The following is an 18,245-nucleotide window of genomic DNA, read 5'->3' as shown; positions in this document are numbered from 1 at the left end:
TATTTCCCCGCGCAAACGGTCACGATGCCTCGTCTCGGTTGGTCCGACCGCGACAGGATCGAGGCGTCATGTTCAACCCGCTCGAGATGTTCCAGGCCCAGAGCGAGGCCGGGCTTCAGGCCATGGGCCAGCCATTCGGTCTGTCAGCCGAGCAGACGGCCCGTGCCTTCGAGGCGCTGATGCCGGCCCTGACGCTCGGCCTCCAGCGCAGCGTCGGCATGGACCCGACCGGCTTCGCCCGGATGTTCGGGCTGGAAGCCGCCAAGCCGGCGTCCCCGCAGGGATTCGAGGCCCTCGGCCAGATGTTCGGCTCGGCGCAGCTGATGCAGGCGGTGCTGCGGCAGGCCTCTGCCACGAGCGGTGTCGGCGCGCAGGTGCTGCGCCAGATGCTGCCGATGATGGCGGGTGCCGTCGTGGCGAGCATCGTCCATGTCATGCTGAACCAGCCGCAGGCCGAGCCCGCGCGGCCGAGCCCGCCGCCGCCCGTGCCGTTCCCGTTCGCGCCGGCCTGGGCCGAGATGGCCAAGGCGATGATGCCCGCGGTCGAGCCGCAGGCCCCGCCGCCGAAGCCAGCCGCGAAACCGGCCGCCAAACCGCCGCAGGCAGGCGCGGGCGAGGCCGGCTCCGACATGTTCCAGCAGATGCTGCGCACCGGGGCCGAGGTCCAAGGCAACAACATCCGGGCGATGCAGGAGCTGTTCGAGACCTTCTGGCCCACCTCCGGCACCTCGGCCGGGAGCGGCACGGACCCGGCCGGCGCCGCGGCCCGCCCCGATCGGGCGCCGGCCGATCCGGCGGCTGGGAAGGGCCGGCGCGGTGGTCGCCCGCCCGGCGGGACCGGCTGACGCAGGGACGGGGCCCGGGCGGGCGTTGACCCCGCGGATCGAAGCGGCACCCTGCCACCGAGGAGACCCGCCGATGAACGACCACCTAACCGCCTGGGACGACCGCGCCGAGAGCGTCGCCGGGAACGGCGTCGCCAAGCGCACGATCCCAGGCTCCGGCGCCAGCCTCGTGCGCGTCGTGGTCCCGGCGGGCGTCTCGGCGCCGGCCCACAGCCACGATCACGAGCAATTCGTGCAGGTGCTCTCGGGCTCAGGGATCCTCGAGACCGAGCAGGGCCGCACGCCGTTCTCGGCCGGCAGCGTGTTCCACTTTCCGTCCGGGGCGTGGCACGCGGCCGCGTTCGAGACCGAGACCGTCCTGATCGAGACGAACGTCGCGACGGAGGTCTGAAATGGGTCCTGCGGGTTTGGACGGCCCTGCCGAGGTTCTCCGGCCTTGCCGAGGTTCTTCAGGCGGGTCAGGCCTGGCGCTGCGGATGATCCCAGATCATTCCGGTCCGGGGCCGAGCTGCCGCTCCAGTTCCTCAGCCGCGGGCACCGTCTCGCGCGCGTACTGGACGGCCTGATCGGCGGTCATCAGGCGACCGTCGTCCGCATAGTAGGCGAGCCCACCGACCACTTTCGCGCAGGCCGCGATCGCCATCAGGGCGCCGATGGATTCCGCGATGGTGCCGAAGCAGAACGCGTACACGCACGGCCAAGAGCCGGCGAAGTCGGTCCCCGGATAGGTGTCCTTCAATTCCGAGAGCGGCATGATCGAGCACTCGAAGCCCGAGGCCCGGCCGCGCCGCTCGGCCGGCAGATGCCCCGACGAGGCCGGCGGAATCGCCCCGCCGCGAAGCTGGAGATCGAAACCGAGCGCGTCCAGGCCGGTCTGCCATTCCGCTACGCTGGCGAGCGGTCGCGGACACAGGGCGTACGCTTCCATACTCATGCGACCACGACTCCGGTTCTGACGGCGACAGAGATGCGGCTCTTGACGGAAATGCCGCGGAGCAGATGGATCTCGATGACGGGGACGCTGTCGTCGACACCTGCGCCGGCCCGCAAGGCACGGATGCGGCGCGGCGACAGGCCCTTTTCACCGGTCTTGATGTCCCAGATCGCCCGGATCGGCGCCGCGCTGGTTCGGCCATCCCGGAGAAGAACATCCGTGCGTATGCTGCCCGACAGGCCGTGGCGAACGATGTCTCCCGCGACGAAACTCTGCTCGACGCCGTGCCGGCCGATCCCGGGGAGATCCAGCTCGCGCAGGCGAGCCGCCAGCTTCGTGTGGATCTGAATCCCGTAGAGGACCCCCTCTCCCGGCTCGGTGCTCTCGACGACGTCCTTCAGGACATCGAGGATGTCATCGGTCTGCGCGTCGACCCGAGGATCCCCCGTTCGATCCTTGCGAACGACGGTTAGCGAACCGCCCTCTCCGCACCATCGACCATCGCAGCCCCGTGGCTGATCCGGCCTGAATCCGGCTTTGATGTCCAGAAGTTCCAGAGCAACGAAGGCCAGGCTCAAGCGAAGTTCCGCTATGGAATACGCCAAGATCACATCTGGATCATGACCTCGCATAGCGCCGTAACCCGCCCTCTTTGTTCATGTTTTATTTCATGATTCTTTTCCTCCTGTCAAGCCACAGCGGGGTGGATTAGGAAAATATGTTCGCCCTGCCGGGCAGAGGCGGCGCACGGCCTGCGGCAAATTATTCTTGGCGCGCGAGCAAAATGCCTGTGCTTGGCCTGAGCCTTCGGCGCGTGTAGGAATCCCACCTTCAACGCCCGCCCGTGCACGCCGACGAAAGGCCGGGCCATCGCCCCTACCAGAACAGAGGCAGACCATGAGCGCCGGTACCGCCGCCGACAAGCACTTCTCCAACAGCTTCTTCGCTGCCCCTCTCACGGAAGCCGATCCCGAGATCGCCGAGGCGGTGGCCAAGGAACTCGGCCGTCAGCAGCATGAGATCGAGCTGATCGCCTCGGAGAACATCGTCTCCCGTGCCGTGCTGGAGGCGCAGGGCTCGGTGCTCACCAACAAGTACGCGGAAGGCTATCCGGGCCGGCGCTACTACGGCGGCTGCCAGTTCGTGGACATCGCCGAGGACCTCGCCATTGAGCGTGCCAAGCGCCTGTTCGATTGCGGCTTCGCCAATGTGCAGCCGAATTCCGGCTCCCAGGCCAACCAGGGCGTGTTCCTGGCCCTGATGCAGCCCGGCGACACCTTCCTCGGCCTCGACCTCGCCGCCGGCGGCCACCTCACCCACGGCGCCCCGCCGAACGTCTCGGGCAAGTGGTTCAAGCCGGTCTCCTACACGGTGCGCCGCGAGGACCAGCGGATCGACATGGAGCAGGTCGCCCAGCTCGCGCAGGAGCATAAGCCCAAGGTGATCATCGCCGGCGGCTCGGGCTACCCGCGCCACTGGGACTTCGCCAAGTTCCGCGAGATCGCCGACTCGGTCGGAGCCTACTTCATGGTCGACATGGCCCATTTCGCGGGCCTCGTGGCGGCCGGCGTCCATCCGTCGCCGTTCCCGCACGCCCACGTCGCCACCACGACGACGCACAAGACCCTGCGTGGCCCGCGCGGCGGCATGATCCTGACGAACGACGAGGCGCTCGCCAAGAAGTTCAACTCGGCGATCTTCCCCGGCATCCAGGGTGGCCCGCTCATGCACGTCATCGCCGGCAAGGCCGTGGCCTTCGGCGAGGCGCTGAAGCCCGAGTTCAAGATCTACGCCCGCCAAGTGGTGGAGAACGCTCGGGCGCTTGCCGACACGCTGATCTCGGGCGGCTACGACATCACCTCGGGCGGCACCGACAACCACCTGATGCTGGTCGATCTGCAGCGGAAAGGCCTCACCGGCAAGGCGGCGGAAGCCGCGCTGTCGCGGGCGCACATCACCTGCAACAAGAACGGCGTCCCCTTCGACACCCAGAAGCCGACCATCACCTCGGGCATCCGTCTGGGCACACCGGCCGGCACCTCGCGCGGCTTCGGCGTGGCCGAGTTCAAGCAGATCGGCGGCTTCATCGTCGAGGTGCTGGACGGTCTCGCCGCCAAGGGTGAGGCGGGCGACAGCGCGGTCGAGGCCGACGTCAAGACCCGCGTCCATGCACTGACGGACCGGTTCCCGATCTACGGCTGAGCAAGACGGGGCCCTTGAGCCGGGCCGGCCTTCCGAGGCGGCCATGCCTAGTCTAGGAAACGGCCGCGGATCCGCTTGATCCGCGGCCGTTTCCATGTCCGAGATCCAGACCCATGCGCTGTCCCTATTGCGGCGGCTCCGAGACCCAGGTGAAGGACTCGCGGCCCTCCGAGGACGGCGCCGCGATCCGGCGCCGCCGGGTCTGCCCGGATTGCGCCGGCCGCTTCACAACCTTCGAGCGGGTGCAGCTGCGCGAGGTCGTGGTGCTCAAGCGCTCGGGCAAGCGCGTGCCCTTCGACCGGGACAAGCTCCAGCGCTCGATCGACGTGGCGCTCCGCAAGCGCGCCGTCGATCCGGAGCGGATCGAGCGGCTGGTCAGCGGCATCACCCGGCAGCTCGAGAGCGCCGGCGAGCCCGAGGTGACCTCCGAGGCGATCGGCGAGCTGGTGATGGCGGGGCTGAAAGGTCTCGACGACGTCGCCTATGTCCGCTTCGCCTCCGTCTACAAGAACTTCCGCGAGGCCAAGGACTTCGAGGATCTGCTCGGCACGCTGAGCGACGGCACCCCTGTGCCGGCGGCAGGGCCGGAGGCGGATCCGGAGCCCGAGGCATCGGGGCGCCGCCGCGCCGGACGCTCATGAGCGACGACACGCACTTCATGCGCCTCGCCCTGGCGCTGGGCCGGCGCGGGCTCGGCACCACGTGGCCGAACCCATCGGTCGGCGCCGTCGTGGTCGAGCCGGCCACGGGGCGGATCCTCGGGACGGGTGCGACCGCCCTGGGCGGCCGCCCGCACGGGGAGCCCCTGGCGCTCGCCGCCGCGGGCGAGGCCGCTCGCGGCGCCACCCTCTACGTCACCCTGGAGCCCTGCTCGCATCACGGCCGCACCCCGCCCTGCACCGACGCGATCCTGGCCTCGGGGATCGCCCGGGTGGTCAGCGCGATCGAGGATCCGGACCCGCGGGTGGCAGGCCGCGGCCACGCCATGCTGCGGGCCGGCGGCGTCACGGTCGAGACCGGCCTGCTAGGGGACGAGGCGGCGCGTGACCATGTCGGCCACATCACCCGGGTGACGCGCGGCCGCCCGGCCCTGCACCTGAAGCTCGCCCGCACCCGCGATGGCTTCTGCGCCTCCGCCGGGCCGGACCGCCTGCGGATCACCGGGCCGGTGGCGGACGGAGCGGTCCATCTCTGGCGAGCCCATGCCGACGCGATCCTGATTGGCATCGGGACCGCCCGATCCGACGATCCGTCGCTCACCGTGCGGCTGCCGGGCCTGGCGGCGCGCTCGCCCCTGCGGATCGTCCTCGACACGCATCTGCGGCTCTCCCCGGCCAGCGTACTGGCCCGGACCGCCCGCGACACGCCGACCCTGGTGCTCACCACACGCTCCGCCCCGGCCCATGCGCGGCGCGCCCTGGAGGCCCTCGGCGTCGAGGTCGCGCCCGTGCCGGCGGATGCGGCCGGCGGGATCGATCTTCCGGCGGCCCTGGCGCATCTGGGCGAGCGCGGCCTCACCCGCCTGTGCAGCGAGGGCGGCCCCCGCCTTGCGGAGGCGCTCGCCCGGGCCGATCTGATCGAGGCCTGCACGCTGGTCACCGGACCGGTGGAACTGGGATCGGCCGGCGGCCTGCCGGCGCTGGGGCCGGTTCTCGCGGAAGCCCTGACGGGCGAGAGGTTCCGGGAGGCCGAGCGGCTCCGGCTCGGGCCGGACGAGGCCGTGACCTACGAACGCAACAGGACGTAAGCGATGTTCACCGGGTTGGTCAGCGCCGTTGGTACGGTCGTCTCGGTTTCAGGGGCGGGCGACCTGCGCCGGATCGTGATCCGCGCGCCCTACGATCCGGCCACGATCGCGCTCGGCGCCTCGATCGCCTGCGCGGGGCCGTGCCTCACGGCGGTGTCGGTGGAGCCGGCCGAGGGCGGCTGCAGCTTCGCGGTGGATGCCGCCGCCGAGACGCTGGCGCGCACCACCGTGGGCAGCTGGGCCGCGGGCACCCGGATCAATCTCGAACGCTCCCTGAAGATCGGCGACGAACTCGGCGGCCATCTGGTCACCGGCCATGTCGACGGCGTCGCCGAGATCGTGGCGCGCGAGACCGTCACCACGGGTGCCTGGGGTCCGAGCGAGCGCTTCACCCTGCGGGCGCCGGTCGCCCTGGCGAAGTTCATCGCCGAGAAGGGCTCGGTCTGCCTCGACGGGACCTCGCTCACGGTGAACAGCGTCGCGGACGACCTATTCTCCGTGCTGCTCATCCCTCACACGCTGCAGGTCACCACCTGGGGTGAGCGGCGCGACGGGGACCGGCTCAACCTAGAGGTCGACCTGATCGCCCGCTACGCCGCGCGGCTGACCGAGGCGCGGGCCGGCTGATCGGGATTCCTTCGTCTTTGCGGTCGGAGCGAAGCAACCCAGCGGCGCCCCGTTCGCCGATGTTGCGCTGCCCGGGATTGCTTCGCTCCGCTGGCAAGGACGGCGCGCGATTTCGCCTCAGCGAGGTGGCATCGAGTAGGTGCCGGTGGCGTGGCAGACGAGGTCCGGGCTGCCAGCGGCGGTGATCCGCACTTCGCCGACGGCCAAGCGCCGGCCGAGCTTGAGCAGCCGGCACTCCGCCACGAGGTCCCCCGAGGCGGGCTTGCGCAGGAAGTTGAAGTTCAGGCTCGTCGTCACCGCGAGCGCCACCGGGCCGCGATTGGCGAGGATCGCCGCGTAGAGAGCGTAGTCGGCGAGCGCCATCATGGCCGGCCCCGACACGGTCGCGCCGGGCCGGAGGAAGCGCTCATGGGCCTCCAACCGCATCCGGGCGGAGAGCGGACCGACATCCTCGAGATGGTAGGCCCGCCCGCCCGCCTGCATCTGGGGAAATTCGCGGTCGAGGAAGTCGCTGGTCTCGGCGAGGGTCAGGATCGTGACGGCCATGGTCTCTTGCAGCACGGGCGCGACCGTGAGGCAATCCGCGGCCCCTCTCGCCCCCCCTCATACGGAGGTGTTCGGGTTTGATCAGCCGTCTCTCCGAGCCGATCAGAAGAAAATCGGTCGCGCGCTGGCGGTGATCTCACCCAGCACCGCGCCGGTCGCCGGCTCGATCTCCTTGAGCACCACGTCGTAGCCCCAAAGGTCGGCGAGGTGCTGCAGAACGCGCTTGGCGTCGTCCTTCTGCAGGGTGATCTTGTTGATCGCCTTGTGATGGAGGATGAGGCGCCGGTCACCCTCCAGGTCGACGTCCACCACCTCGATGTCCGGGTCGAGCCAGGCGACGTCGTACTGGCGCGCGAAGGCCCGGCGCAGCTTGCGGTAGCCACGTTCGTCGTGGATCGCCTCGACCCGCAACTCCGGCTCCTCCGGATCGTCGACCACGTGGAACAGACGGAGGTCGCGCATCAGCTTGGGCGACAGGAATTGCTGGATGAAGCTCTCGTCGCGGTAATTCTCCCAGCAGTCGCGCAGCACCGCCATGGCGTCGCCGGTGCCGGCAATCTCGGGGAACCACTCTCGGTCCTCGCCGGTCGGCTGCTCGACGATGCGGGCGATGTCCTGCATCATGGCGAAGCCGATCGCGTAGGGATTGTGGCCGCCATAGGAGCGGTCGTCGTAGTTCGGCTGCCGGATGACGTTGGTGTGCGATTGCAGGAACTCGAGGTAGGCCGCCTCGGTGATCTGCCCTGATTCCGACAGGGCGTTCATGATCCGGTAGTGGCAGTAGGTGGCGCAGCCCTCGTTCATCACCTTGGTCTGGCGCTGCGGGTAGAAATACTGCGCCACCAAGCGGACGATGCGGAGGATCTCCCGCTGCCACGGCCGCAGGCGCGGCGCGACCTTCTCCAAGAAGTACAGGATGTTCTCCTGCGGCAGTTCGAGCAGCGCCTTGCGCCGCTCCGCCGCCAAGTCCGGGCGCACCGTGCCGATCTTCTGCGGCAGGGTGCGCCAGAGATCGTTGTAGATCTGCTCGCCGTGCTCGATCCGCTCGCGCTCGCGCCGCTGCTCGGAGGCGAGGTCCGGCCGCTTCTTGCGCGGGTAGCGGTGGACGCCCTGGCTCATCAGGGCGTGGGCGGCGTCGAGCACCTGCTCCACCGCCTGATGGCCGTAGCGCTCCTCACAGCGGGCGATGAAGCCCTTGGCGAAGTCGAGATAGTCGAGGATCCCTTCCGCGTCGGTCCATTGCCGGAACAGGTAGTTGTTCTTGAAGAAGTGGTTATGGCCGAACGCAGCGTGCGCGATGACGAGCGTCTGCATGGTCGCCGTGTTCTCCTCCATGACGTAGGAGATGCACGGATCGGAGTTGATGACGATCTCGTAGGCGAGCCCCATCAGGCCGCGGCGGTAACCGGCCTCGTGCTGGGCGAAGTGCTTGCCGAAGGACCAGTGCTTGTAGAACAGCGGCATGCCGATCGACGCGTAGGCGTCGAGCATCTGCTCGGCCGTGATGATCTCGATCTGGTTCGGGTACCAGGACAGGCCGAGTTGAGGCCCGGCCACGGCCTCGCAGGCATCGTGGATGCGGCGGATCGTATCAAAATCCCAGTCGTTGCCGGTGAACAGGGGTTTGTCGACCTTGACAGTCGGCGCGCTCACCTTGGATCGGCTCAGGCTGGTCACCATGAAACCCTCATCACATTCTCCCCTCCCCTTGTGGGGAAGGGCCGGGGTTGTCCGGTCGGCACCGCGGCGATCCGGTCCGCCCCCACCCGTCCCCCTCCCCACAGTGGGAGGGGGCGGTCTCACCCCTCCACCTCCGCCCGCGCATCCTTGCGGCCGAACAGCTCGCGGAAGACCGGGTAGATCTCCCGCCGGTGATTGACCTTGCGCATGGCGATCGGCCCGCCGGCCTTGGTGATCGCCTCGTAGGTCCGCCACAGGGTGGTGCGGTGCTCCACGAAGCCGGCGCGCGGGCCGTTCTCGTCCCCCACTTCGAGATAGGCGAAGTGCTGGCAGGCCGGCAGGATGTGCGACCGCAGCAGCTCCGTCGAGGTCGGCCCGTCGGAGGAGACGTTGTCGCCGTCGGAGGCCTGGGCGGCGTAGATGTTCCAGTCGTTCGGGTCGTAGCGCTCGGCGATGACGCGCTTCATCTCCACCAGCGCCGAGGAGACCAGGGTGCCGCCGGTCTCGCGGGAGCCGAAGAATGTCTCCTCGTCCACCTCGGTGGCCCGGTCGGTGTGGCGGATGAACACGATCTCCACGTGGCGGTAGCGGCGCGTCAGGAAGATGTGCAGCAGGATGTAGAACCGCTTGGCGAGGTCCTTCATGTGCTCGGTCATCGAGCCGGACACGTCCATCAGGCAGAACATCACGGCCTGCGCGATCGGCCGGGGATAGGGCTCGAAGCGGCGGAAGCGCAGGTCGATCGGATCGACGTAGGGGATGCGCTTCGCGCGCTCGCGCAGCTTCAGGAGCGCCTGCTCCAGCTCAGCTCGTTCGGGGTCGCCCGCCGGCAGGGCGTCGAGCCGCGCCTCCACGGCCGCGACCTCCTCGGGCTTCGGGCGCTTGAGGGCGATCCGCCGCGACATCGAGTTGCGCAGCGTCCGGGTGAGCGCGAGGTTGGCCGGTGAGCCGGTCACCGTGTAGCCCGCGCGGCGCAGGCCCTCGGTCTCCACCACCGCGAGGCGGCGCTTGGCGAGGTCTGGAAGCTCAAGATCCTCGAGGAAGAGTTCCAGAAATTCCTCGCGGGTGAGAACGAAGCGGAACGCGTCCTCGCTGTTCTCGCCGCCCTCCCCGCCTTCGCCGGCGCCGCGCCCGCCGCCGCTCCCCGGCGGCCGCTCGATCGTATCGCCTTCCACGTAGGTCTTGTTGCCGGGCAGGATATGGTCCTGAAGGCCGGTGCCAGGCTGGCGGGAGAAGCGCGGCTCGCGCACGCCGTCCGCCGGCACGCTGACCCGGCCATCCTTGCCGAGATCCTTGATGTCCTTCTCGCGGGCGGATTCCCGCACGGCGCGCTGGGCCACGTCCTTCACGCGGCGCAGGAAGCGCTGGCGGTTGGGGAGACTTTTGCCACCCGGGTTCAAACGTCGGTCGACGATGTGCATCCGCTGCGAAAACCCTCGTCCGCGTGTGCCGGCCGGGTCCGGACCCTGATCGTACCATGCTGCCGGCGGAGGAATGGATCCCTCTTTCGCAGCTGGGCCTCAGATCTTCACCGGCTGGTCGTCCGAAACTGTGGCGGCGGAGGGTCAAACCCTGGCCCGGCCGGATTGGACCCGGCCGGGCGCCCGGCGCCTCAGCCGGCCTGTTTCACTCGCATGTACCATTCCACCAGGCGGCGGACCTGCCGCTCGGTGTAGCCGCGCGCGACCATGCGCTCGACGAACTCGCCGTGCTTCTTCTCGGTGTCGCCGTCCTTCTTGGAGCCGAAGGAGATCACCGGCAGCAATTCCTCCACCTGGGAGAACATCCGCCGCTCGATCACTTCGCGCAGCTTCTCGTAGCTGGTCCAGCTCGGGTTGCGGCCGCCGTGCTGGGCCCGGGAGCGCAGGGCGAACTTCACAACCTCGTTGCGGAAATCCTTCGGGTTGGCGATTCCCGCCGGCTTCTCGATCTTGGTCAGCTCCTGGTTCAGGAGTTCGCGGTTCATGAGCTGACCGGTCTCGGCATCCTTGAAATCCTGGTCCTCGATCCAGGCATCGGCATAGTCGATGTACCGATCGAACAGGTTCTGCCCGTAATCGTGGTACGATTCGAGGTAGGCCTTCTGGATCTCGTGGCCGATGAACTCCGCATAGCGCGGAGCCAGCTCGGTCTTGATGAATTCCAGGTACTTCTTCTCGGTCTCCGGCGGGAGCTGCTCGCGCTTGAGCGCCTGCTCCAGAACGTACATCAGGTGCACCGGGTCGGCCGAGACCTCGGTTGTGTCGTGGTTGAAGGTCGCAGCCAGCACCTTGAAGGCGAAACGGGTGGAGATCCCGTCCATGCCCTCGTCGACGCCGGCCGTGTCCTTGTATTCCTGCATCGAGCGGGCGCGGGGATCGACCTCGCGCAGGGACTCGCCGTCATAGACCCGCATCTTCGAGAAGACGTTGGAATTGGCGTGCTCGCGCAGGCGTGACAGCACCGAGAACCGCGCCAGCATCTCCAATGTGCCGGGCGCGCAGGCCGCGTCCGACAGTTCCGAGCCGGAGATCAGCTTCTCATAGATATGCTGCTCCTCGGTAACGCGCAGGCAGTAGGGGACCTTGATCACGTAGATCCGGTCGATGAAGGCCTCGTTGTTCTTGTTGGTCTTGAAGGTCTGCCACTCGGCCTCGTTCGAATGGGCCAGGATCACGCCGGTAAACGGGATCGCGCCGATATTCTCGGTGCCGACGTAGTTGCCCTCCTGCGTCGCGGTGAGCAGCGGGTGCAGCATCTTGATCGGCGCCTTGAACATCTCGACGAATTCGAGGATGCCCTGGTTCGCCCGGTTCAAGCCGCCCGAGTAGGAATAGGCATCGGGATCAGCCTGCGACAGGGTCTCCAGCCGGCGGATGTCGACCTTGCCGACCAGGGACGAGATGTCTTGGTTGTTCTCGTCGCCCGGCTCGGTCTTGGCGATGGCGATCTGGCGCAGGCGCGAGGGCCGGACCTTGATCACCTTGAAGCGCGAGATGTCGCCGTTGAACTCGTCGAGGCGCTTCAGCGCCCACGGGCTCATCAGGCCGGTGAGGCGCCGGCGCGGGATGCCGTAGCGGCGCTGGATCTCCTCGCCCATCGTCTCGGGGTCGAACAGGCCCAGCGGGCTCTCGAAGACCGGCGAGACCTCGTCCCCGGCCTTGAGGACGTAGACGGGGTGAACCTCCATCAGGAGCTTCAGCCGCTCGGCCAGCGACGACTTACCGCCACCCACCGGACCGAGCAGGTAGAGGATCTGCTTGCGCTCCTCCAACCCTTGAGCGGCGTGGCGGAAGAACGAGACGATCCGCTCGATCGTCTCCTCCATCCCGTAGAACTCGCGGAAGGCCGGGTAGGTGCGGATCGTCCGGTTCATGAAGATCCGGCCGAGGCGCGAATCCTTGGCGGTGTCCACGAATTCGGGCTCGCCGATCGCCGCGAGGATCCGCTCGGCGGCCGAGGCGTACATCAGCGGCTCGTCGCGACAGGCATCGAGATACTCGGAGAGCGTCATCTCCGTGTCGCGGCGGGCCTCGTAGCCTCGGGCGAAGCTCTGGAAAAGGTCGTTCGTCGCATGCATGGGCATTCGATAACCCTCTCAGACCGTGACAGCTTCATCCTGTCTCGGCTCGGATGCAACCGACAGGCCCGCTTTTGTCGCAGTGCGGCGAGCATGGCGCCCGGCATGTCGATTGCTTGCAACACTCCCGAGCGCTGAAGGCGGCACGGGCGAGACTCCGTGCCGCGCCCGAACGGCTGCCCGGGCCTCAGAACTAAGCAGATACCGCGTCGGCCGGCCCCTGCTCACAAATCGGTGCCCTCTTTCTTGCCCTCGTCTCCCGATTTGGCGCCGGCCGCCCCGACCGTGATCTTGATGGTCTGCGTCTGCACTTGACCGTCGGAGCTCTTGACCTCGAACGTCACCTCGTCGGTGCCGGTGAAGCCGCTGTTGGGCTGGTAGAACAGCGCCTGGACGGCCGCCTCCTTGTTGGGGCAGCGGTAGCTCGCCGGCGTCTTCAGCTTGCCGACCTTGGTGATCACCGATCCGTTCTTCGGCGATCCGGAGACCTTGAACTCGGGCATCGGCCCAGGAGAACAATCCTTCTTGAGGTTCGGCGCGATCTCGAGCCGCACCGTCTTGCCGGGCGCCACGGTCTTGGTTCGACTGGCCGGTGCCTGGGCCAGGGCCGGCGCGGCGAGGGCCATACTCCCGGCGATCAGCGCGGCGAACGGACGAAGGGCAATCATGGCAGCGTCTCTCCAGTGCCGACCCGGGACCCGCCTTCGGACGCGCGTCCGGAAGCCCCGTTCATCGGTGGAGACCATGTGGGGACGCCCCGCACGGGCGTCGAGGGCCCGGGCGGCGGCTTAATTCTGGAGCGCGGCCGCGACGATCCCGGTGATGCGCGCGATCTGCGTCCCGTCGAATTCGCCGGCCAGGGCGGCGGCCAGCCGCGCCTCCACCCGTGCCCGTTCCCCGGCATCGGCGATCGGAATGGCGGGTATCTCGTCCTCGGCCAGACGGCAGACCCGGCGGATCGTCTCGGCGGCGGCCAGGAGTTTCTCCCGATCGGTGGGACCCATCTCCCAGAGCGGATTGCGCAGGCGACTGATCACCCGCTTGGCGTCGCGATACTCGCGGTCGACGCTGGTGGCCGCCTCGATCTGGCTGACGAGGAACATCAGTTCCAGCACTTCGGAGGCCGCCTCCGGGCAGGTGCGGACGATCCGCATGATGCGGGCCATCAGTTCCTGGCTGGGCGTCAGCTTGGATTTGGGCGCGGCCATGCGGGCGACAACGCGGGTTGTTGCCGGAAAGTTCGCTCGCCGCGCTGAGCGCAAGACCAGGTACGGCCACAGGACCGAGCCCGCGGGCCATTGTCGGGTGTCAGATGCCCGCGGCGGCACCGCGCAGCCCGTCGAGCAGGGCGCGGCAGGCCTGAAGCTCCTCCAGAGCCTCCGCCAGCGACGCCCGGTCCGAATTCCCGAGCGCGCCGCTTCCACCTCCCGCCTCGACCTCCTGGACCATGGGCGCGGCCGCCACGGCCTCGCCGCGCCCCACGGCCTGGACGAAGCGGACGCCGTTCTCCTTGAGCACCCGTTGCGCCCCCGCGATGGTGTAGCGCCGCACGTGGAGAAGGTGGCGGATGCCGGCGACGAGTTCGACGTCCTGGGGCCGATAGTAGCGCCGCCCCCCGGCCCGCTTCACGGGGCGGATCTGGCCGAACCGGCTCTCCCAGAACCGCAGCACGTGCTGGGGCACGTCGAGTTCCTCGGCCACCTCGCTGATCGTGCGGAACGCGTGCGCACTCTTCTCGCCGGCTCCGCCCGAGGGTTCGACGGTCTCTTCGGCGGCGAGGGATGGGGGCATGGCGGTCTTGCTGATCGGCACGGGATGGCCCGATCTTGCCGGGTCACAGGGCCGCACTCAAGCCTGATGGCTGCAGGAATCCGGCGGCGTTCGGGGACGCAGCGCCGGAAACGCCGCGCGGCGCCTCTCCCCGCTCAATCGTCGTCGTGCGCGCCCGCGCCGTTCAGACCGTTGATCTTGGCCTTGAGCACGTTGGAGGGCTTGAACACCATCACCTGCCGCGGCTCGATCGCCACCTCGACCCCGGTCTTGGGATTGCGGCCGACACGCTTGCCCTTGCTGCGCACCACGAAGGAGCCGAACGAGGACAGCTTCACCGTCTCGCCGCTCGCCAGGCAGGTGCAAATCTCCGACAGCACAGTCTCGACGAGGGCTGCCGACTCGGTCCGCGACAGGCCCACCTGATGGTAGACGGCCTCGCTCAAGTCGGCGCGCGTCACCGTCTTGCCTGTCATGCCGTGTCCCCTCGCCCGCATCGTTCGCCCCATCACGCATGTCGCGGCCCAGACGGCGGCGCCAAACGCTCAAGGCGTATCCCTATGATCCGGCACGCTAATCGGCGCTCTGCCCATGGTCAACCACGCCGGGGCAGCGAATTGTTTCAGGTACGCCGCCGGCGGCGTTACCAGCGGATGAGCGCCGCCCCCCAGCTGAAGCCGCCGCCGATCGCCTCGATCATCACGAGGTCGCCCGCCTGGATGCGGCCGTCCCGCCGCGCCACGTCGAGCGCCAGGGGAATCGAGGCCGCCGAGGTGTTGCCGTGGCGGTCCACCGTCAGGACGATCTTGTCCCGGGCGATCCCGAGCTTGTCGGCGGATGCCTCGATGATGCGGCGGTTCGCTTGGTGCGGCACGAACCAGTCGAGGTCCTCCGCGGTCGTGCCCGCCTGCTCGAACGCCTCGACGATCACGTCGGTGACTTGTCCGACGGCGAACCGGAACACGTCGCGTCCCTCCATGCGGAGGCGCCCGGTGGTGCCGGTGGAGCCGGGGCCGCCGTCGACGTAGAGCTTCTCCCGGTGGCGGCCGTCCGAGCGCAGGCTCGTGCTGAGGACGCCGCGGCCCTCCGCCGCCTCCTGCGCCTCCAGCACGATGGCGCCCGCCCCGTCGCCGAAGAGGACGCAGGTGGTGCGGTCCTCCCAGTCGACAATCCGCGAGAAGGTCTCGGCACCGACCACCAGCGCCCGGCGGGCGGCCCCGGTGGTCAGGAACTTGTCGGCGGTCGAGACCGCGAAGACGAAGCCGGCGCAGACCGCCTGGAGGTCGAAGGCCGCCCCCTGGTGGATGCCCAGCCCTGCCTGGATCTGGGTCGCGGTTGACGGGAATGTGTGGTCCGGCGTCGAGGTGGCGCAGATGACGAGGTCGATGTCGTCCGCCGTCAGCCCCGCATCCTCCAGAGCGGCGCGAGCGGCCTGCGTGCCGAGCACCGACGTGGTCTCGCTCTCGTCCGCGATGTGCCGCTGGCGGATACCGGTGCGCTGGACGATCCATTCGTCGGAGGTGTCGACCCGCTCGGCGAGGGCGGCGTTCGTCACCACCCGCGCGGGCAGGCTCGACCCGGTCCCGACCACCACCGAGCGCAGCTTCGGGGCGCGCCGGGACTGCTCGGGATCTGTGCGGAGCGTTGCCATCTGTGTCCTTCCCGGACGGTAGCGGCTTCACAATTCTCAGGTGTGATGCCGCGACCGTCCGATTTCCATCCCGTCCGGCGACGGGCACTCAAGCCAGCACCGGCCGTTCAGGCCGGCGCCAGCGCCGCCGTCTGGTCGAGCATCTCGCGGATCGTGCGGATCATGTCGTGACGCGCCATGTCGTGCGCCAGATCGATCGCCGCAGCGAAGCCCTGCGCGTTCTCCGAGCCGTGACTCTTGATGACAATGCCCTCCAGGCCGAGGAACACGCCGCCATTGGCCCGGCTCGGATTCATCTTATCCTTCAGCGCCCGGAAGGCTTGCCGCGCGAACAGGGCCCCGATCTTGGCCGCCAACGTCCGGGTCATGGCGGCGCGGAGATACGTGCCGATCTGCTTGGCGGTACCCTCGGCGGTCTTGAGGGCGATGTTGCCGGTGAACCCCTCGGTCACCACCACGTCGACCGTGCCGCGCCCGAGATCCGTGCCCTCGACGAAGCCGTGATAGGTGAGGCCCGGACTCTCCATCTCGCGCAGGATCCGGGCGGCCTCCTTGACCGCCTCGTTGCCCTTCATCTCCTCGGTGCCGACGTTGAGCAGGCCGACGGTGGGACGCTCGAGGTCGAATACAATGCGCGCCATGGCCGAGCCCATCACGGCCATCTCGACCAAGTGCTCGGCATCCGTGCCGATGGTGGCGCCGACGTCGAGCACGACGCTCTCGCCGCGCACGGTCGGCCACAGGCAGGCGATCGCCGGGCGCTCGATGCCCGACATGGTCTTGAGGCAGATCTTCGACATCGCCATCAGGGCGCCGGTATTGCCGGCCGATACGCAAGCATCGGCCTGGCCATCGCGGACGGCCTGAATCGCTTGCCACATGGACGACTTGCCCCGGCCCTGGCGCACCGCCTGGCTCGGCTTGTCGTCCATGGCCACGGACACGCTGGTGTGGCGGATCTCGACGGCGTCCTTGAGCCTGGGCTCCTTGGCGACGAGCGGCGCGATCACGGCCTCGTCGCCGAACATCAGGAAGGTGGTCTCGGGATGGCGCTCGCGAGCCAGCGCCGCTCCGGGCACGACCGTAGTGGGCCCGTGGTCGCCGCCCATGGCGTCGAGCGAGATGCACACGCGTTGGGACATATCGGTAGCGGGTCGCGGGTCTCAGCGGGGGGATATGGCGGGGCAGGGTCCGTCAAGCGCGGCGGACCATAGCGATACCGGCCCGGCGGGCAAATGAATTCGGGCGATGCACGGTTCCGTTCTCCGACCGGGAAGCAGCCCTGGCAAGGTGTTTGGCAGAATGCGCTGCGCGATCACGTCCAGTTTGACCCGGGACGCGCCCAGTCCCGGACGCCTGGAACGCAGTGGCGGGCGGTCCGGGATCCAGCACGCAGGCCGGCCGCATCAGCAGCACAGGTTGCTTCATCGGGACGCTTCGCAACAGCCTGCGCTTGGATCGCGGGGCGCCCACTGCTGGCGCTCCATGCGCCCGGGGAAGCCACAGCCCCCTCTATCCACCCGACACCTCGGACGAGCCGGGCCTACGCCTCCCCGTCACGGATCCGGCGCAGCTTATCGAACGGTCCCGACTCGTCGCCTGCCACCACCGGTTCGAAGGTGATGCCGGGCTTGCGTGGGTAGGGATCGAGACCGAGCGCCAGGAATTCGGCGGTGAGCGCACCGAAATCGATGCGGCCGCCGACCAGCGGGTCGGGGATATCGGCGTCCTCGGCATCGGTACCGGCGAGCTGGTCGGTATCGGTGAACACCACCTCGACCGGCTCCCGGACCGGCGCCTCGAAGGGTTCGAGACTGACGGTGCAGACCTGCGTCACCAGGGCCTCCACGGTGCCGGTCACGGTGAGGCGGCTGGTCGGCCCCTCGATGGCGAAGCGCCCGACCAGATCGCGAATTCCGGGGATGCCGAAATCGGCGGCCAGCGCCGCGCACTCGGCCGGGCTCGCCTCCACGGTGACGGCGCCGCGCCCCTGGGGCAGGCGCTCGACGCTGACCCAGCGCGCGAGGGGAAAGCCGTCCGGGCTGGCGTGGCGGGTCATGGGTTTCCTCCATCTCCAGCGTGGGCCGATGCCGGCGCGAAGCCGTCCGGCTCCGGGAAGGGCGGGCCGGCCCCGAGCAGCCCGTCGAGATCCGCCCCGGCGAGGGCGGCATCGGCGGCTTGCACGTAGGCGGAGAGCGCGCGTCCGTCACCCTCTCCGCCCAGCACGTTGCGGACGAGAACGGCGCGCAGGGCCGCCGTATCGCCGGCCTCCAGGGCGGCATCGTAGCCCTCGGCCCGACCATAGAAGGCTGCACCGAGCTTCTTCATCCTCTTGGACACGCCCATGTCGCCGACCCCCAGTTCGCGCAAGGAAGCATCGAGTTGGGTGAACACCGAATTCACGAGATCCTGCGCCACCTCGGCGGCGGGTTCCGGCAGCCGGTTCAGCCGGCGCAGGACCAGGATGGCGTGCAGGCACAGGGCTTCGAACCGGCCCTCGACGGTGTCGGGCACGCCGAGGCGCGTGTAGAGGCCCGGCCGGCGTGCGGCCTGGCTGAGGGCCAGGTGGAGCCCTTCGACGGCGCGGCGCCGTGCGCGCGCGCGCCGGAACAACGCGGCGATCATCGGTGCCGAACCCCGGCCATCTGTGGCCAAGCTTGCCTTGTCAAAGCCATAACCCCGCG

General features: G+C 68.9%; 20 protein-coding genes. 6 read left to right on the top strand and 14 right to left on the bottom strand.

Annotated features, from left to right (window positions below):
• The first annotated feature begins 68 nt into the window (after nt 1-68).
• Nucleotides 69-845: a DUF937 domain-containing protein gene (locus tag CIW48_RS13915; protein WP_149311312.1), complete on the top strand. Its 777-nt coding sequence runs from the start codon at nt 69-71 to the stop codon at nt 843-845.
• A gap of 73 nt (nt 846-918) precedes the next feature.
• A complete protein-coding gene (locus tag CIW48_RS13910; protein WP_149311311.1) occupies nt 919-1,236 on the top strand; it encodes a cupin domain-containing protein in 318 nt (105 codons plus the stop codon).
• Between the two features lie 96 nt (nt 1,237-1,332).
• Here CIW48_RS13910 and CIW48_RS13905 read toward each other — a convergent pair whose 3' ends face one another.
• Nucleotides 1,333-1,779 (bottom strand): hypothetical protein, encoded by a 447-nt coding sequence (locus CIW48_RS13905; protein ID WP_149311310.1) that lies wholly within the window; start codon nt 1,777-1,779, stop codon nt 1,333-1,335.
• Complete coding sequence (locus tag CIW48_RS13900) at nt 1,776-2,357, bottom strand: hypothetical protein (RefSeq protein WP_149311309.1); 582 nt, start codon at nt 2,355-2,357, stop codon at nt 1,776-1,778. The genes CIW48_RS13905 and CIW48_RS13900 overlap by 4 nt, the downstream gene beginning before the upstream one ends.
• Before the next feature lie 319 nt (nt 2,358-2,676).
• Between CIW48_RS13900 and glyA the strand changes: the two genes are divergently transcribed.
• The 4 genes from glyA to CIW48_RS13880 all read left to right on the top strand — a co-directional run bounded on the left by glyA (nt 2,677) and on the right by CIW48_RS13880 (nt 6,355).
• Nucleotides 2,677-3,981, top strand: a complete 1,305-nt coding sequence (gene glyA, locus CIW48_RS13895; protein ID WP_091777886.1) for a serine hydroxymethyltransferase — start codon at nt 2,677-2,679, stop codon at nt 3,979-3,981.
• Nucleotides 3,982-4,094: 113 nt separating this feature from the next.
• On the top strand, nt 4,095-4,622 hold the full coding sequence (gene nrdR / locus CIW48_RS13890; protein WP_149311308.1) for a transcriptional regulator NrdR: 528 nt from the start codon (nt 4,095-4,097) through the stop codon (nt 4,620-4,622).
• Nucleotides 4,619-5,728 (top strand): bifunctional diaminohydroxyphosphoribosylaminopyrimidine deaminase/5-amino-6-(5-phosphoribosylamino)uracil reductase RibD, encoded by a 1,110-nt coding sequence (ribD, locus tag CIW48_RS13885; RefSeq protein ID WP_149311307.1) that lies wholly within the window; start codon nt 4,619-4,621, stop codon nt 5,726-5,728. Before nrdR ends, ribD begins: the two co-directional genes overlap by 4 nt.
• A gap of 3 nt (nt 5,729-5,731) precedes the next feature.
• A complete protein-coding gene (locus tag CIW48_RS13880) occupies nt 5,732-6,355 on the top strand; it encodes a riboflavin synthase (RefSeq protein WP_149311306.1) in 624 nt (207 codons plus the stop codon).
• 117 nt (nt 6,356-6,472) lie between these two features.
• Here CIW48_RS13880 and CIW48_RS13875 read toward each other — a convergent pair whose 3' ends face one another.
• The 12 genes from CIW48_RS13875 to CIW48_RS13820 form a co-directional block, all read right to left on the bottom strand.
• Entirely contained in the window at nt 6,473-6,901 is a 429-nt protein-coding gene (locus CIW48_RS13875) for a PaaI family thioesterase (protein WP_149311305.1), read from the bottom strand.
• A gap of 102 nt (nt 6,902-7,003) precedes the next feature.
• Nucleotides 7,004-8,581: a SpoVR family protein gene (locus CIW48_RS13870; RefSeq protein WP_149311304.1), complete on the bottom strand. Its 1,578-nt coding sequence runs from the start codon at nt 8,579-8,581 to the stop codon at nt 7,004-7,006.
• Nucleotides 8,582-8,700: 119 nt separating this feature from the next.
• Nucleotides 8,701-10,002: a YeaH/YhbH family protein gene (locus tag CIW48_RS13865; protein ID WP_091777874.1), complete on the bottom strand. Its 1,302-nt coding sequence runs from the start codon at nt 10,000-10,002 to the stop codon at nt 8,701-8,703.
• A 191-nt stretch (nt 10,003-10,193) separates the two neighbouring features.
• Nucleotides 10,194-12,146: a PrkA family serine protein kinase gene (locus tag CIW48_RS13860; RefSeq protein WP_149311303.1), complete on the bottom strand. Its 1,953-nt coding sequence runs from the start codon at nt 12,144-12,146 to the stop codon at nt 10,194-10,196.
• A gap of 218 nt (nt 12,147-12,364) precedes the next feature.
• Nucleotides 12,365-12,808, bottom strand: coding sequence for a 4-aminobutyrate aminotransferase (locus CIW48_RS13855; protein ID WP_149311302.1), 444 nt, complete (start codon nt 12,806-12,808; stop codon nt 12,365-12,367).
• A 120-nt stretch (nt 12,809-12,928) separates the two neighbouring features.
• Nucleotides 12,929-13,348, bottom strand: coding sequence for a hypothetical protein (locus CIW48_RS13850; protein WP_149311301.1), 420 nt, complete (start codon nt 13,346-13,348; stop codon nt 12,929-12,931).
• Nucleotides 13,349-13,448: 100 nt separating this feature from the next.
• Nucleotides 13,449-13,931 carry a MerR family transcriptional regulator gene (locus tag CIW48_RS13845; protein WP_149311400.1) on the bottom strand — a complete coding sequence of 161 codons (483 nt, stop codon included), beginning with the start codon at nt 13,929-13,931 and terminating at the stop codon, nt 13,449-13,451.
• A 134-nt stretch (nt 13,932-14,065) separates the two neighbouring features.
• The gene (locus tag CIW48_RS13840; RefSeq protein WP_149311300.1) at nt 14,066-14,386 is read right to left on the bottom strand and encodes an integration host factor subunit alpha; all 321 of its coding nucleotides are present in this window, start codon (nt 14,384-14,386) and stop codon (nt 14,066-14,068) included.
• Nucleotides 14,387-14,553: 167 nt separating this feature from the next.
• Nucleotides 14,554-15,561 carry a beta-ketoacyl-ACP synthase III gene (locus tag CIW48_RS13835; protein WP_149311299.1) on the bottom strand — a complete coding sequence of 336 codons (1,008 nt, stop codon included), beginning with the start codon at nt 15,559-15,561 and terminating at the stop codon, nt 14,554-14,556.
• Between the two features lie 107 nt (nt 15,562-15,668).
• The gene (gene plsX / locus CIW48_RS13830; protein ID WP_149311298.1) at nt 15,669-16,703 is read right to left on the bottom strand and encodes a phosphate acyltransferase PlsX; all 1,035 of its coding nucleotides are present in this window, start codon (nt 16,701-16,703) and stop codon (nt 15,669-15,671) included.
• 401 nt (nt 16,704-17,104) lie between these two features.
• Nucleotides 17,105-17,620 (bottom strand): DUF177 domain-containing protein, encoded by a 516-nt coding sequence (locus tag CIW48_RS13825; protein ID WP_149311297.1) that lies wholly within the window; start codon nt 17,618-17,620, stop codon nt 17,105-17,107.
• On the bottom strand, nt 17,617-18,186 hold the full coding sequence (locus tag CIW48_RS13820) for a ubiquinol-cytochrome C chaperone family protein (protein WP_149311296.1): 570 nt from the start codon (nt 18,184-18,186) through the stop codon (nt 17,617-17,619). Before CIW48_RS13820 ends, CIW48_RS13825 begins: the two co-directional genes overlap by 4 nt.
• Nucleotides 18,187-18,245 lie beyond the last annotated feature (59 nt).

It is taken from the genome of Methylobacterium sp. P1-11, from assembly GCF_008329595.1.
Classification (GTDB): domain Bacteria; phylum Pseudomonadota; class Alphaproteobacteria; order Rhizobiales; family Beijerinckiaceae; genus Methylobacterium.
This window is presented reverse-complemented; position numbering and strand designations above follow the sequence as displayed.

What these genes read in the sequence shown, in the direction of transcription:
- CIW48_RS13915 (WP_149311312.1), top strand. Translation starts at nt 69, where the DNA reads ATGTTCAACCCGCTCGAGATGTTCCAGGCCCAGAGCGAGGCCGGGCTT.
- CIW48_RS13910 (WP_149311311.1), top strand. Translation starts at nt 919, where the DNA reads ATGAACGACCACCTAACCGCCTGGGACGACCGCGCCGAGAGCGTCGCC.
- CIW48_RS13905 (WP_149311310.1), bottom strand. Translation starts at nt 1,779, where the DNA reads ATGAGTATGGAAGCGTACGCCCTGTGTCCGCGACCGCTCGCCAGCGTA.
- glyA (WP_091777886.1), top strand. Translation starts at nt 2,677, where the DNA reads ATGAGCGCCGGTACCGCCGCCGACAAGCACTTCTCCAACAGCTTCTTC.
- nrdR (WP_149311308.1), top strand. Translation starts at nt 4,095, where the DNA reads ATGCGCTGTCCCTATTGCGGCGGCTCCGAGACCCAGGTGAAGGACTCG.
- ribD (WP_149311307.1), top strand. Translation starts at nt 4,619, where the DNA reads ATGAGCGACGACACGCACTTCATGCGCCTCGCCCTGGCGCTGGGCCGG.
- CIW48_RS13880 (WP_149311306.1), top strand. Translation starts at nt 5,732, where the DNA reads ATGTTCACCGGGTTGGTCAGCGCCGTTGGTACGGTCGTCTCGGTTTCA.
- CIW48_RS13875 (WP_149311305.1), bottom strand. Translation starts at nt 6,901, where the DNA reads ATGGCCGTCACGATCCTGACCCTCGCCGAGACCAGCGACTTCCTCGAC.
- CIW48_RS13870 (WP_149311304.1), bottom strand. Translation starts at nt 8,581, where the DNA reads ATGGTGACCAGCCTGAGCCGATCCAAGGTGAGCGCGCCGACTGTCAAG.
- CIW48_RS13865 (WP_091777874.1), bottom strand. Translation starts at nt 10,002, where the DNA reads ATGCACATCGTCGACCGACGTTTGAACCCGGGTGGCAAAAGTCTCCCC.
- CIW48_RS13860 (WP_149311303.1), bottom strand. Translation starts at nt 12,146, where the DNA reads ATGCCCATGCATGCGACGAACGACCTTTTCCAGAGCTTCGCCCGAGGC.
- CIW48_RS13855 (WP_149311302.1), bottom strand. Translation starts at nt 12,808, where the DNA reads ATGATTGCCCTTCGTCCGTTCGCCGCGCTGATCGCCGGGAGTATGGCC.
- CIW48_RS13850 (WP_149311301.1), bottom strand. Translation starts at nt 13,348, where the DNA reads ATGGCCGCGCCCAAATCCAAGCTGACGCCCAGCCAGGAACTGATGGCC.
- CIW48_RS13845 (WP_149311400.1), bottom strand. Translation starts at nt 13,931, where the DNA reads ATGCCCCCATCCCTCGCCGCCGAAGAGACCGTCGAACCCTCGGGCGGA.
- CIW48_RS13840 (WP_149311300.1), bottom strand. Translation starts at nt 14,386, where the DNA reads ATGACAGGCAAGACGGTGACGCGCGCCGACTTGAGCGAGGCCGTCTAC.
- CIW48_RS13835 (WP_149311299.1), bottom strand. Translation starts at nt 15,561, where the DNA reads ATGGCAACGCTCCGCACAGATCCCGAGCAGTCCCGGCGCGCCCCGAAG.
- plsX (WP_149311298.1), bottom strand. Translation starts at nt 16,703, where the DNA reads ATGTCCCAACGCGTGTGCATCTCGCTCGACGCCATGGGCGGCGACCAC.
- CIW48_RS13825 (WP_149311297.1), bottom strand. Translation starts at nt 17,620, where the DNA reads ATGACCCGCCACGCCAGCCCGGACGGCTTTCCCCTCGCGCGCTGGGTC.
- CIW48_RS13820 (WP_149311296.1), bottom strand. Translation starts at nt 18,186, where the DNA reads ATGATCGCCGCGTTGTTCCGGCGCGCGCGCGCACGGCGCCGCGCCGTC.